This is a genomic window from Streptomyces sp. Y309, assembly GCF_056712025.1.
In genome coordinates, this window is record NZ_CM160048.1 from 9,272,020 (window position 1) to 9,284,440 (window position 12,421).

General features: G+C 73.2%; 9 protein-coding genes. 3 read left to right on the top strand and 6 right to left on the bottom strand.

The features are described 5' to 3' along the window. Window positions 1-16: 16 nt before the first annotated feature. Together AC0KTA_RS38955 and AC0KTA_RS38960 are read left to right on the top strand one after the other, a co-directional pair. Window positions 17-2,086: a bifunctional aldolase/short-chain dehydrogenase gene (locus AC0KTA_RS38955; protein ID WP_481052918.1), complete on the top strand. Its 2,070-nt coding sequence runs from the start codon at window positions 17-19 to the stop codon at window positions 2,084-2,086. After that, entirely contained in the window at window positions 2,083-3,552 is a 1,470-nt protein-coding gene (locus AC0KTA_RS38960) for a rhamnulokinase (RefSeq protein WP_481052919.1), read from the top strand. The genes AC0KTA_RS38955 and AC0KTA_RS38960 overlap by 4 nt, the downstream gene beginning before the upstream one ends. A gap of 42 nt (window positions 3,553-3,594) precedes the next feature. On the opposite strand, the gene AC0KTA_RS38965 is transcribed toward AC0KTA_RS38960, so the two are convergent. The 5 genes from AC0KTA_RS38965 to AC0KTA_RS38985 all read right to left on the bottom strand — a co-directional run bounded on the left by AC0KTA_RS38965 (window position 3,595) and on the right by AC0KTA_RS38985 (window position 10,501). Then, window positions 3,595-5,250: an ABC-F family ATP-binding cassette domain-containing protein gene (locus AC0KTA_RS38965; protein WP_481052920.1), complete on the bottom strand. Its 1,656-nt coding sequence runs from the start codon at window positions 5,248-5,250 to the stop codon at window positions 3,595-3,597. A gap of 299 nt (window positions 5,251-5,549) precedes the next feature. Beyond that, a complete protein-coding gene (locus AC0KTA_RS38970; RefSeq protein WP_481052921.1) occupies window positions 5,550-6,197 on the bottom strand; it encodes a response regulator transcription factor in 648 nt (215 codons plus the stop codon). Continuing rightward, window positions 6,182-7,447, bottom strand: a complete 1,266-nt coding sequence (locus AC0KTA_RS38975) for a sensor histidine kinase (protein WP_481052922.1) — start codon at window positions 7,445-7,447, stop codon at window positions 6,182-6,184. Before AC0KTA_RS38975 ends, AC0KTA_RS38970 begins: the two co-directional genes overlap by 16 nt. A 218-nt stretch (window positions 7,448-7,665) precedes the next feature. Next, window positions 7,666-8,649 carry an alpha/beta hydrolase gene (locus AC0KTA_RS38980; RefSeq protein WP_481052923.1) on the bottom strand — a complete coding sequence of 328 codons (984 nt, stop codon included), beginning with the start codon at window positions 8,647-8,649 and terminating at the stop codon, window positions 7,666-7,668. A gap of 208 nt (window positions 8,650-8,857) precedes the next feature. Next, window positions 8,858-10,501 (bottom strand): serine/threonine-protein kinase, encoded by a 1,644-nt coding sequence (locus tag AC0KTA_RS38985; RefSeq protein ID WP_481052924.1) that lies wholly within the window; start codon window positions 10,499-10,501, stop codon window positions 8,858-8,860. Window positions 10,502-10,805: 304 nt separating this feature from the next. Here AC0KTA_RS38985 and AC0KTA_RS38990 point away from each other — a divergent pair, with 304 nt between their 5' ends. Then, window positions 10,806-11,534, top strand: a complete 729-nt coding sequence (locus AC0KTA_RS38990) for a PIG-L deacetylase family protein (RefSeq protein WP_481052925.1) — start codon at window positions 10,806-10,808, stop codon at window positions 11,532-11,534. 206 nt (window positions 11,535-11,740) lie between these two features. Here the strand turns inward: AC0KTA_RS38990 and AC0KTA_RS38995 are convergent, their stop codons facing one another. Further along, window positions 11,741-12,166: a DUF6299 family protein gene (locus AC0KTA_RS38995; protein WP_481052926.1), complete on the bottom strand. Its 426-nt coding sequence runs from the start codon at window positions 12,164-12,166 to the stop codon at window positions 11,741-11,743. Between the last annotated feature and the right edge of the window lie 255 nt (window positions 12,167-12,421).

The window sequence follows — 12,421 nt, forward strand, 5'->3', positions numbered from 1 at the left end:
AAGGGCCGAATCCGACATGGCACCCCACCCGGACGCACCCCACCCGGACGCACCCCACCCCGAGGCAGCCGCCCTCCTCGCCCGCTCGCACCGGCTCGGCGCCGACCCCCGCAACACCAACTACGCGGGCGGCAACACCTCCGCCAAGGGCACCGCCACCGACCCCGTCACCGGCGGCGCGGTCGAGCTGATGTGGGTCAAGGGCTCCGGCGGCGACCTCGGCACCCTCACCGAACCCGGCCTCGCCGTGCTGCGCCTGGACCGGTTGCGGGCCCTCACGGACGTGTACCCGGGAGTGGAGCGCGAGGACGAGATGGTCGCCGCGTTCGACTACTGCCTGCACGGCAAGGGCGGCGCCGCCCCGTCCATCGACACGGCCATGCACGGCCTGGTGGACGCGGCGCACGTCGACCATCTGCACCCCGACTCCGGCATCGCCCTGGCCTGCGCCGCCGACGGCGAGAAACTCACCGCCGAGTGCTTCGGCGAGAAGGTGGTGTGGGTGCCGTGGCGGCGCCCCGGATTCCAGCTCGGCCTGGACATCGCCGCGGTCAAGGCCGCCCACCCGGAGGCGATCGGCTGCGTCCTGGGCGGCCACGGCATCACCGCCTGGGGCGACAGCGCCGAGGAGTGCGAGGCGAACTCGCTGTTCCTCATCCGCACCGCCGAGACGTTCCTGGCCGAACGCGGCAAGGCACAGCCCTTCGGCGCGCCCCTTCGGGAGTACGAGGCCCTGCCCGAAGCCGAACGCCGGGCCCGGGCCGCCGAACTCGCCCCGCACATCCGGGGGTTGGCCTCCAGGGACCGCCCGCAGGTCGGCCACTTCGACGACTCCGACACCGTCCTGGACTTCCTCTCACGCACCGAGCACCCGCGGCTCGCCGCCCTCGGCACGTCCTGCCCCGACCACTTCCTGCGCACCAAGATCCGCCCGCTCGTCCTCGACCTGCCGCCGACCGCCGCACTCGACGCGGTCGTCACCCGGCTGAAGGAGCTCCACACCGCCTACCGCGAGGAGTACACGGCGTACTACCGCCGCCACGCCACCGACCAGTCACCCGCGATGCGCGGCGCCGACCCGGCGATCGTGCTCGTGCCCGGCGTCGGCATGTTCAGCTACGGAAAGGACAAGCAGACTGCCCGCGTGGCCGGCGAGTTCTACCTCAACGCGATCAACGTCATGCGCGGGGCCGAGGCGGTCTCCACGTACGCGCCCATCGAGGAGTCGGAGAAGTTCCGCATCGAGTACTGGGACCTGGAGGAGGCCAAGCTGCGGCGCATGCCCGCGCCCAAGCCTCTGGCCACCCGGGTCGCGTTCGTGACGGGTGCGGGCAGCGGCATCGGCAAGGCGATCGCGCACCGGCTGGTCGCCGAGGGTGCCTGCGTGGTCGTCGCCGACCTCGACGCGGACAACGCGGCTGCTGTGGCAGAGGAGTTGGGCGGTCCGGACAAGGCGGTGGCCGTCACAGTCGACGTCACCTCCGAGGAACAGATCACGCGGGCGTTCCGGGCCGCGGCGCTCGCCTTCGGCGGCGTGGACCTCGTCGTCAACAACGCGGGCATCTCCATCTCCAAACCGCTCCTCGAGACCACCGCGCAGGACTGGGACCGCCAGCACGCCATCATGGCGCGCGGCTCCTTCCTCGTCTCCCGCGAGGCCGTCCGCATCATGACGGGACAGGGCCTGGGCGGCGACATCGTCTACATCGCCTCGAAGAATTCCGTCTTCGCCGGACCGAACAACATCGCCTACTCCGCCACCAAGGCCGACCAGGCTCACCAAGTACGCCTGCTCGCCGCCGAGTTGGGCGAGCACGGCATCCGCGTCAACGGCGTCAATCCGGACGGAGTGGTGCGCGGCTCCGGCATCTTCGCGGGCGGCTGGGGAGCGCAGCGCGCGGCGACGTACGGCATCGAGGAGGAGAAGCTGGGCGAGTTCTACGCCCAGAGGACCCTGCTCAAGCGCGAAGTGCTGCCCGAGCATGTCGCCGGGGCCGTGTTCGCGCTGACGGGCGGGGACCTCACGCACACGACCGGCCTGCACATTCCCGTGGACGCGGGTGTCGCCGCGGCGTTCCTGCGATGAGTTCTCGTACGGGACGTACGCCGCCGGCGGGCACGGGGACGTTCGCCGCGGTCGACCTGGGCGCGTCCAGCGGACGCGTCATGGTCGGCCGCGTCGGCCCCGACGCCCTCGGCCTCACCGAGGCGCACCGCTTCCCGAACCGTCCGGTCCGGCTCGCGGAGGGGCTGCGCTGGGACGTGCTCGGGCTGTACGCGGGCATCCTCGACGGCCTGCGTGCGGCGGGCCGCGTGGACTCGATCGGCATCGACAGCTGGGGCGTCGACTACGGTCTGCTCGACGCCGACGGGCACCTGCTCGGCAATCCGGTCCACTACCGCGACGCACGCACCGACGGCATGGCGCAAAAGGCGTGGACGCTGCTGCCCGCGCAGCGGCTGTACGCCGAGACCGGCATCCAGGACACGCCCATCAACACCCTGTACCAACTCCTGGCCGCACAAGGCACCGCCCAACTCGCCGCCGCATCCCGCCTGTTACTGATGCCCGACCTGATCTCGTACTGGCTGACCGGCGAGCAGGGCACGGAGCTCACGAACGCCTCCACCACCCAGCTGATCGACCCACGCACCGGCACCTGGGCGCACGCGGTGGCCGCCGCCCTGGGCATCGACCTCTCCCTCTTCGCCCCACTGCGCCACCCCGGCGACCCGGCAGGCCGACTGCGCGCCCACGCGGCGGAGTTCACGGGACACGAGACGCCGGTCACGACGGTGGGCTCGCACGACACCGCGTCCGCGGTGGCCGCCGTCCCCGCGGCCACCGGCGAGCGCTTCGCGTACATCTGCACGGGAACCTGGTCCCTCGCGGGGCTCGAACTCGACGCGCCCGTCCTGACCGAGCAGAGCCGGACCGCGAACTTCACCAACGAACTGGGCATCGACGGCGCGGTCCGCTACCTGCGCAACATCATGGGCCTGTGGCTGCTCCAGGAGTGCATGCGCTCCTGGAGCGAGCCGGACGTCGTGCCCCTCCTGCGGGAAGCGGCCGCGGCGCCCGGCCTGCGCTCGGTCGTGGACGCCTCCGACCCCGCGTTCCTCGCGCCCGGCCGGATGCCGGAACGGATCGCCGAGGCCTGCCGGGCCACCGGACAGCCCGCGCCGGTGACCCGCGGTGAGATCACTCGCTGCATCCTGGACTCGCTCGCCCTCGCCCATCGCCGTGCCGTCGCGGACGCCCAACGGCTCGCCGACCACCCGGTCGACGTCGTGCACGTGGTCGGCGGCGGGGCACGCAACCGCCTGCTGTGCCAACTGACCGCGGACGCCTGCGGGGTGCCGGTCGTCGCAGGACCGGCCGAGGCCGCGGCACTCGGCAACGTCCTGGTGCAGGCCCGCGCCCAGGGCCTCGTCGCCAACCGGCCGACGATGCGCGAACTCGTCGTACGCACACAGCCTTTGCGGCGCTACGAGCCGTCCCGCGACCGCGGCGCCTGGGAGGCGGCGGACCGGCGGGTGCCACGGCCGTGAGGGGGCGGGGGAGGGGATGGTGACCCCGGGACGCCCGGGGATTCACCCCACCTCCAGTCGTGGCCAGTCCGCGAGGTCCCGCAGCAGTTGCCGGTCGTGCGTGGCGACGACGACGGCGGCGCTCGTGCCGCGGATGGCGTCGGTCAACTCGTCGACCAGCGTCGACGAGAGGTGGTTGGTGGGCTCGTCGAGCAGGATGAGGCCGGGCCGCCCGGCCAGCGCGAGGGCCAGGTCGAGGCGCCGCCGCTGCCCCTGCGACATCCGCCCGACCGGCGTGCGCAGCGCGTCGGGGTCGAGGAGTCCGAGCGCGCCGAGCGGGACGGCGTCGGCGTCGCGGAGCGCCCCGCGCGCCACCAGCCGTCCCACATGGCGGGCGTGCACCTCGTGGGCGGTGAGGCCGGGGTGCTGCTCGGCGGTCTCCTGGGTGACCCGGACGATCCGGGCCCCCTGCGCCGTCCGGACGTACCCGTGCGTGGGTTGGAGCGAACCGGCGAGGACCGCGAGCAGCGTGGACTTCCCGGCACCGTTCGGCCCGGTGACGAGCAGCCGGTCGCCGCCGTCGAGGGTGAGGCCGACCGGCCCGGCGAGGCGGCCGTCGACGGCGACGCCGTGCGCGCGCAGCTGCGGCGCACCCGCCCGGACGCCCAGGTCGGGCCACCGCAACGCCGGCGGTGGTTCCGGTACGTCGATCCGGTGGGCGCGCAGGGCCTCCTGCTGCCGGTTCAGGGCCTGTACGACGCCGGGTGCGCGGGACTGGCGCTGGTGCTTGCCGGTCCCCTTGTCCGGCCGCCAGCCGGTGGAGAGCCGGTCGCGGGCCTTGGACACCGCGTCCTGCAGCCGCCGGTGCTCGGCCTGCTGCTCCTCGTGGTCCTGCTCCCAGCGCTCACGCTCACGACGCCGGGCGTCCTGCCAGGCGTCGTAGCCGCCGGCGTACAGGCGCGGCCTTTCGTCGCGGGTCGGGTCGAGGTCGAGGAAGCGGTCCGCGACATCGCGCAGCAGCGCCCGGTCGTGGCTGACGACGGCCAGACCGCCGTCGTGCTCGCGCAGCCTGCGGGTCAGGAAGTCGAGGCCGCCCGCGTCGAGGTGGTTGGTCGGCTCGTCGAGCAGCAGGACGTCGTGCCGCGCGCCGAGCAGGCACGCGAGCCGGACCCGATAGCGCTGGCCGACCGACAGCGCGGACAGCGGGCGGTCGCGGTCGGTGCACGCGCCGAGGGCCTCAAGGGCGACGTCGACGCGGCGTTCGGCGTCCCACGCGTCGAGCCGGGTCGCGGCGTCGAGCGCGGCGGCATAGCGGTCGTCGGCGGCGGGCTCGCCCTTGGCCATGGCGAGGGTCGCCTCGTCCAGCGCGGCGAGGGCCGCGAGTGACGCGGCCAGCGCCTCGGACGTCAGGGTGCCGACGGTCTCACCGTTCCGCGAGGACAGCTCCTGGAGGGCCAGGCCGATGGTGCCGGCCCGGTGCACGGTGCCCTCGTCGGGCGCGATCAGTCCGGCGAGGACGTGCAGCAGCGTCGTCTTGCCGCGGCCGTTCTCGCCGACGACGGCGATCCGCGACCGGGCGGAGACGGTGACCGAGACGCCGTTCAGGACACGTCGGGACCCGCGGGTGACGGTGACGGCCTCGGCGCGGACGTGCGCGCGGCCGCCTGCCTCGACGGGCAGGGACAGGGCTCGGGCTTGAGGGGTCGGGGTGAAGTTCAAGGGATGCTTCGCAGCTCGCAGTGGAGCCGGGCAGCAAAAGACGGCCGCCCGGCGGGACCGGGACGGCGAGCGCGGATTCAGCAGGGAGAAGGCGCCGCCGTCAGCGGGCGGAGCGGACCTTCTGCGACCAGATACCTCGTGCCATGTCGATCAAGGTAACAGCACCGGCGCGCCGCGGGCCAGTGAGAATGCGGCCTCCCCGACGTCGGGCGGCCACACGGAGTGCGGCCCCGGCTGGGCGCGGCCTCGGCCCGCAAGCCTTTGCCATCTGCGAGCGGGCCAGGGCCTGTTCAGGCAGGTCAGGGCTTGTTCAAGTAGGTGAGGACGGCGAGGACGCGGCGGTTGTTGCTGTCGTCGTCGGTGATGCCGAGCTTGCCGAACAGGGAGGTGGTGTACTTGCTGATCGCGCTTTCGCTGAGGAAGAGCCGCTTGGCGATGGCCTGGTTGGACAGGCCTTCCGCCATGAGGCCGAGCACGGAGTGTTCGCGTTCGGTGAGCTGCTCCAGACGCCGGTTCGAGGGCGCGCTGGAGAGCAGTTTGGCGATGACGGCCGGGTCCATGGCCGTGCCGCCGTCCGCGACGCGTTCCAGGGCGTCGATGAACTGGTCGGCGTCGAAGACGCTCTCCTTGAGGAAGTAGCCGATGCCGCCCGCACCGTCGGCCAGGAGTTCGCGGGCGTAGAGTTGCTCGACGTACTGGGAGAGGATCAGCACCGGCAGTCCGGGTAGTTCGCGGCGGGCGGCGAGGGCCGCGCGCAGGCCCTCGTCGGACTGGGTGGGCGGCATGCGGACGTCGACGACGGCCAGGTCCGGCCGCCACGTCAGCAGGGCTCCCAGAGTTTCGGGGCCCGTGGTCGCCGTCGCCACCACCTGGTGTCCGTACGCCTCGATGAGACGGACCATTCCGTCACGCAGGAGGTAGAGGTCTTCGGCTACGACGATTCGCATGGCACCGTCATTCTCACTCGGGTGGGCCCGCCTGCCGGGCTGTCGACGTCCAGGGTGCCGCCGAAGGCCGCGAGGCGGCGGCGCAGTCCGTCGAGGCCGCCGCCGGGGCGTGCCTCGGCTCCGCCCCGGCCGTCGTCCTCGACCACGGCGACGAGGTCGGCCGCCGCACCCTCGCGGGCGAGGGAGATGTGCGCGCGGGTCGCCCGGGCGTGCTTGACGGTGTTGGTGGCCAGCTCGGCGATCCCGAAGTAGACGGCGGACTCGATCGGCGGGTCCAGGTGGAGGAGGACATCGGCGTGGACGATCACGTCGAGCGGACTGTCCAGGGCGAGCGCGCGGACGGCGTCGACGAGCCCGCGGTCGTTGAGCACGGGCGGGTTGATTCCCCGCACCAGTTCGCGCAGTTCGGTCAGGGACGTGGCGGCGCCGACCCGCGCTTCCCGCATCAGCGACTTGGCCTGTTCGGGGTCGGTCTCCATCAGCTTCTCCGCGGTCGCGAGCGAGAGCCCGAGTACGACCAGGCGGGCCTGCGCCCCGTCGTGCAGGTCCCGTTCGATGCGGCGGATCTCGGCGGCCTGCGCGACCGTCGCGTCCGCGCGTTGCGCCGTCAGCTCGTCGACGCGGTCCGCGAGCGCCATCGCCGACGACGGGCGCAGGAAGCGGACGGCGACCGGGGCGAGGGGCCGCCAGGCGTACGGGGCGAGGGCAGCGGCCACGACCAGGGCGAGCGCGCCGCCGACGCGGGCGCCGAGCCCCGGTCGGCCGAGCCCGAGGACGGCCGCCGCCACCCCGGCCGCGGGGACAGCCGCGACCACGCCCGCGGTGAGCGGCACGATCCCCGTGAACCGCAGGTCGCGCCAGTTGGCGGGATCGCGCCACCGGACCCGCCACTTCTGGTCCAGGAGGGCGTCGCGGCGTGTGCGCTCGTAACTGAAGCCGTTCCACCAGTACCCGGTCGACATCCGCGTCACCGGCCCCGCCCGCCGGTATCCGGCGGGAATGACGGTGGCCGTCCACCTCGCGACGAGGAAACGGACCATCCGGCAGACCGGCCGGGACAGCGCGAGCGTGCCCACGCACCCCAGCACGACCGGCGCGACCCACGACCACGGGTTGCCCGCGCCCCACCAGATCCCCAGCGCCACGGCCGCGGCCCACACGGCGGGGATCAGCAGGCTGACGACCGCGACCACGCAGGCCCGCACGAACCCCACACCGACGCGCGCCGCCCACGAACCGAGCTGTCGCATGACTCTTCCTTCACCTTCTTCGCTCGAGGATCCCGTCGAGATCAGCCGAGATCAGCCGAGATCAGCCGGGATCCCATCAAGATCCCGCCGAGATCCCACTCTGCACCGCGCAGGGCCCGCCGCCGCCCCGATCGGCCCAGGAGTGGGTCTGGCCCCACCCACCCGTGCGCCCAGACCGAGCCCGCGCCCGGCCGCCGCGTACGGAGGCCTCGGGGTTCCTACGACGGCGGGCGGCCGGATTGCGCGAGGCGGCGACGGAGCCAGCGGGTGCGGGCGTCGCGTGCGTCCTGGCTGAGGGCCGCCCGCGGGGCCACGCTGTCGAAGCCGTGATACGCACCGGGCCATACGTGCAGTTCGGCCTGGCCGCCGGCCTGCCACATGGCGTTCGCGTAGGCCACGTCCTCGTCCCGGAACATCTCGGCCGACCCGACGTCGATGTAGGCCGGGGGTAGCCCGGACAGGTCCGTGGCGCGGGCGGGGGCGGCGTAGGGCGGCAGGTCCGCGGCGCCGTAGCGGTCACCCAACAGCGCCTGCCACACGGTCGCGTGGGAGGTGAGGTCCCACAGGCCGAGGCCCGTCATCTGGTGACTGGAGACGGTGTCGGCGCGGTCGTCGAGCATCGGGCACAGCAGCAGTTGCCCCAGTGCCACGGGGCCGCCGCGGTCACGGGCCAGCAGGGCGAGGGCCGCTGCGAGTCCGCCGCCCGCGCTCTTGCCTCCGATGATGATGCGGTCCGCGTCGACGTCCAGTTCGGCCGCGTGCTCGGCCGCCCAGACGAGTCCGGCGTAGCAGTCCTCCAGGGGCCCCGGGTACCGCGTCCGCGGCGCCAGCCGGTACTCGACCGAGAGGACAGCCAGTCCCAGCGGGAGGGCCCACTCGCGGAGAATGCGCGGCAGGACGGACCACGCGTTGCCCATGACCATCGCGCCGCCGTGCATGTAGTACAGCAGCGGCAGTGGCCCGGCGACGCCGGACGGCCGCGCGCTCACGAGCGTGACGTCCGGTCCGTCCGGCGGTCCCGGCACGCGGAGCTCCGCCACGTCGAAGCGGCCGTCGGCGCGAAGGTCCTCGGCTGTCGGCCGGGGCCGGGCCGCGGCATCCCGCTGCCGCCGGGCCTCAAGGTTGTCCGCGGTGATCGGCTCCCTCGACTCCAAGCCCAAGGCCGCCAGCGCGAGGCTCAGTTCGGGGTCGAGGGGAGGCACCGCCTTCGGTATCGGGTCAGGGCCGGGCTCCGAAGGCGCGCGGCGGACACTCACGACCCACCCCCGGTCCGGACGGCGGGATGCTGCCCGGCACCCTCGCTGAAGCGGCTCGGCTCGTGACCGGCTTCATCGAAGCCCGCACCACGACGAAACCCACACCACGACCGCGGCCCGAGCAGGCAGAAGTCGACAAGGCCGCAGATCATGCTCATGCCCGCCAGACCGTCATGTCCGCGGTCAAGAAGCTGACCCCGCTCGTCGGCAGTGCGGTCGACTTCACCTGGATCACGAGCAGCGCGATGTCCCCGGAGGGGTGCTTGACGCAGATCTCGCTGCCGGCCGCCGCGGCGGCCAGAGGGAGGCGGCGGCTGTCGGCGCCGTCGAGGGCGCGACGGCACGAATCGCGGGATGCCCCCGGCTTGCCGTACAGCATGGTGATCACGCTCGTGTCGCTCTCCAGCGCGCAGCCGGTCTCCTGGCAGACGAGGCGGATGTCCCCCTTGCGGTCCTTGCGCTCGACCGGCTCCTTGATGCCCACAGAGTTCTTCTCGTCCAGCCACTGGAAGGGGTACGGGACGGCTCGTGGCGGCTCGAGCGCGGTCGAGGAGGGCCGCGAGGCCCCCAGTGCCCGGCCGCGGGCCCCCGACGCCGGGCCGTCCGACGTCGACCCGGATGCCCCTGACGACGCCTCGGACCGAGCGGATTCCTCCTCACCGGGGGTCGATTCACCGGCGGGCAATTCACTGGGGGTCGATGACGCGTCCGCCCTCTGGTCGCGGGAACCGTCGGTGGCGTCCTTGACCGTCCACGCCACGCCCGTCAGCAGCACGGCCCCCGCCGTCAGGGCCGCCGCCGCTATCAGCGCGGTACGCCGTCTGCGGGACCGCCGCTCCTCCGGTCCCGCCGGCTGCGGCCGCGCGACCAACGGCAGCGTGTGCACCGGTGTCGGGTCGGGGACCGGAGGCGGAACCATCACGTCCGGCCCGGTGATCTCCCGCCAGACGACCGGTCCCGGGCCCGCGTCCCGGCCCAGCCGCTGCCGGCACCACCGGACGACCTCCGCCGGGGTGGCCCGCTCCTCGGGGTCGGCGGCCAGGCACCGGGCGATCAGCGGCCGCAACTGCGCCGGCAGCAGGGACAGATCGGGTTCGGAGTGCACGATGCGGTACAGCACGCCGACGGCGGAGCCGTCCCCGTACAGCGGCTTGCCCAGCGCCGCGAACGCCGCCGTCTGGCCCAGCGCGAAGACATCCGTCGCCGCCGTGACCTCGCCCGCGGACGCCTGCTCGGGAGCCATGAACGAAGGCGTGCCGACGGTGGCGCCGGTGGCTGTGTGTGAGGTGACGTCGGCGGCCAGCGAGATGCCGAAGTCGATCACACGCGGTCCGTCCGCGGCCAGCAGCACGTTCGACGGTTTGAGGTCCCGGTGCACGATGCCGGCGCCGTGTATGGCCTGCAGCGCCTCGGCCACTCCTGCCACCAGCCACAGCACGGCGGGCACCGGCAGTGGCCCGCGCCGCGCGACGGCCTCCGTCAGGGAGGGCCCGGGCACGTACAGCGTGGCCAGCCAGGGCGGTGCGTCGCCCGCGTCGGCGTCGATCAGCTCGGCGGTGTACGCGCCCCGGACTCGCCGGGCCGCCTCCACCTCCCGGCGGAACCGCCGCCGGAAGGCCGGGTCGTCGGCGAGCTCCGGCCGTACCACCTTGATCGCCACAGCTCGGCCGCCCTGCGTGTGCGACAGATAGACCCGGCCCATGCCACCCGCGCCGAGCCGGGCGGCGAGACGGTAGCCGGCCACCAGTGGCGGATCGTCCGCCTGCAGTGGCTGGAACACCCCGGTCGCATCGTTCATCGGCCCTCGCCCCCTGATCACCTGGTCAGCAGATGGCGCTGACCAGCGACAGAAGCCTAAGCGGGCGGGTGTCGGCGGTGATCGGAGGGGGATCGGAGAGCGTCCACGTCGAGCACGGAGACGCCTGGGTGATGCCGGTGGAGAGGGCGGTGCGTCGTACGTTGGTGAGGCTGGGGTGGGCAAGGAGGTGCTCCGGAGGAAGCCTGCGACGGCCGGCCATCCCTGCCCCACCAAACCGCCCATCCCTGCCCCACCAACTGGTCCTACGGGCCGGGCATCCATGTACAGAAAGGCGAATTCAGCCATGCCCCTGCCGAGCCTCCTCGCGGTGTTCGCGCATCCGGATGACGAGTCTCTGTCGGCCGGTGGTGTGCTGGCCCGCCACGCGGCCGCGGGAGCACGGACCGCTGTCGTCACGGCGACCTGGGCGCCGGAGACCCAGCGGGCCGCGGAGTTGGCCGACGCGCTCCGCATCCTTGGCGCGGGCACGCCGAGGCTGCTCGGCTACGCCGATGCCCGGGTGCCGCAGTCGGCGCCGGGCAGCGCCCGCTTCGTGGACGCGCCCCTGGATGAGGCGGTACAACGGCTGGTCGCGCACATCCGGCAGTTCCGCCCGGACATCGTCGTCACCCACGACGCCTACGGCGGCCTGACCGGACACCCGGACCACCTCCACGCCCACCGGGTGACCACCCTCGCCGTCCAGGCCGCCGCGCTGGACCAGCTCTACCCGGACGCCGGCGCCCCGTGGGGGCCGAACTCCCTCTACCTGGCCACACACCCGCACTCCGCTGCCCGGAAGCTGGGCCAGAGTCTGGTCCGCGACGGCAGGACGCTGTACAGCGTCCCGGACGAGTCGGTCACCGCGACGGTCGATGTCGGCCCTTGGCTGGAGCGGAAGTTGAGCGCCGTCCTGGCTCACCGCAGCGAGGTGGAGCGCGGAGCTCTGCCGGGGCGGCTCGCGAAGCTTTCCCCCGCCGAGCGGTCGAGGCTGCTGTCCACCGAGTGGTACATCCGCCGCGACCTCGTCTGACGGCTGACCGGCACGACCGGCACGACCGGAAAAGAATCTTTCCGCGGTGACTCTGCTGCTCCTCATGATGCGCAACCGCTGATGCTCCCGCCCCCCCCTCGGCGAGGCCCCGCCCGTCAGACACGCGAGGCCCCCGCCCGTCAGACAAGGCGGGGGCCTCGCCGGGACCGTCCGCAAGGCCACGGGCAGGCTCAGGCGCAGGCCCCTCATCCCTTGCTGAGGGTGACGTTCTGGCTCTGGGCGGCGTGGAAGTGGGGGAGCGGAAGGCCGTTGCTGAGGCGCAGCTCCATGAGGGTGGCCTCCACGGTGGCCGTGCCGGGCTTGACGGAGCGGGACGGGATCTTTCCGCTGTTCTGCCAGCGGTGCTCGGCGCCGTCGCACAGGGCCAGGGAGCTGCCGACGGTGCGCTTGACGCCGGGTTCGCGCTGGCCGATCGAGGAGCTGAGGAACACCGGTCCGGTGGCGCCCGTGCAGCGGTAGGTACCGGAGAGCGTGACGGTGCCGTCCTTGGCGATCTTGCCGGTGGGGTTGACGGTGACGGACTCGCCGTCTGCGGCGGTGGCCTGGCCAGGGGCCGCACACAGCGCGGTGACGGCGAAGAGGGCGGCGGTGAGGGCGGGGCGTACGGACATGGAGTACCTCCGGTTCTCTGGGTGGAGGTATCCACTGATACTGGACGGCCGCCGAGCCAGGCGTGACCGCCACTCTTTTCGCGGCGCGTCACCCTCTGGTTTTCGCGGCGTCACCCTCTGGGAATCGCCCGCCTGCGCGGGTACGCGCGCGTGATCGCCAGGCCCGCACGCGCCGGTGGACGCCCGCGGCGGCAGCAGTGGACGCCCGCGGCGGCAGCAGTAGTTGCGTTCAACCCGGGTTGAGTTGGAAGCGTT

Excerpts from the sequence above, each read along its gene's own strand:
- AC0KTA_RS38955 (WP_481052918.1), top strand. The coding sequence starts at position 17 with ATGGCACCCCACCCGGACGCACCCCACCCGGACGCACCCCACCCCGAG.
- AC0KTA_RS38960 (WP_481052919.1), top strand. The coding sequence starts at position 2,083 with ATGAGTTCTCGTACGGGACGTACGCCGCCGGCGGGCACGGGGACGTTC.
- AC0KTA_RS38995 (WP_481052926.1), bottom strand. The coding sequence starts at position 12,166 with ATGTCCGTACGCCCCGCCCTCACCGCCGCCCTCTTCGCCGTCACCGCG.
- AC0KTA_RS38970 (WP_481052921.1), bottom strand. The coding sequence starts at position 6,197 with ATGCGAATCGTCGTAGCCGAAGACCTCTACCTCCTGCGTGACGGAATG.
- AC0KTA_RS38975 (WP_481052922.1), bottom strand. The coding sequence starts at position 7,447 with ATGCGACAGCTCGGTTCGTGGGCGGCGCGCGTCGGTGTGGGGTTCGTG.
- AC0KTA_RS38990 (WP_481052925.1), top strand. The coding sequence starts at position 10,806 with ATGCCCCTGCCGAGCCTCCTCGCGGTGTTCGCGCATCCGGATGACGAG.
- AC0KTA_RS38985 (WP_481052924.1), bottom strand. The coding sequence starts at position 10,501 with ATGAACGATGCGACCGGGGTGTTCCAGCCACTGCAGGCGGACGATCCG.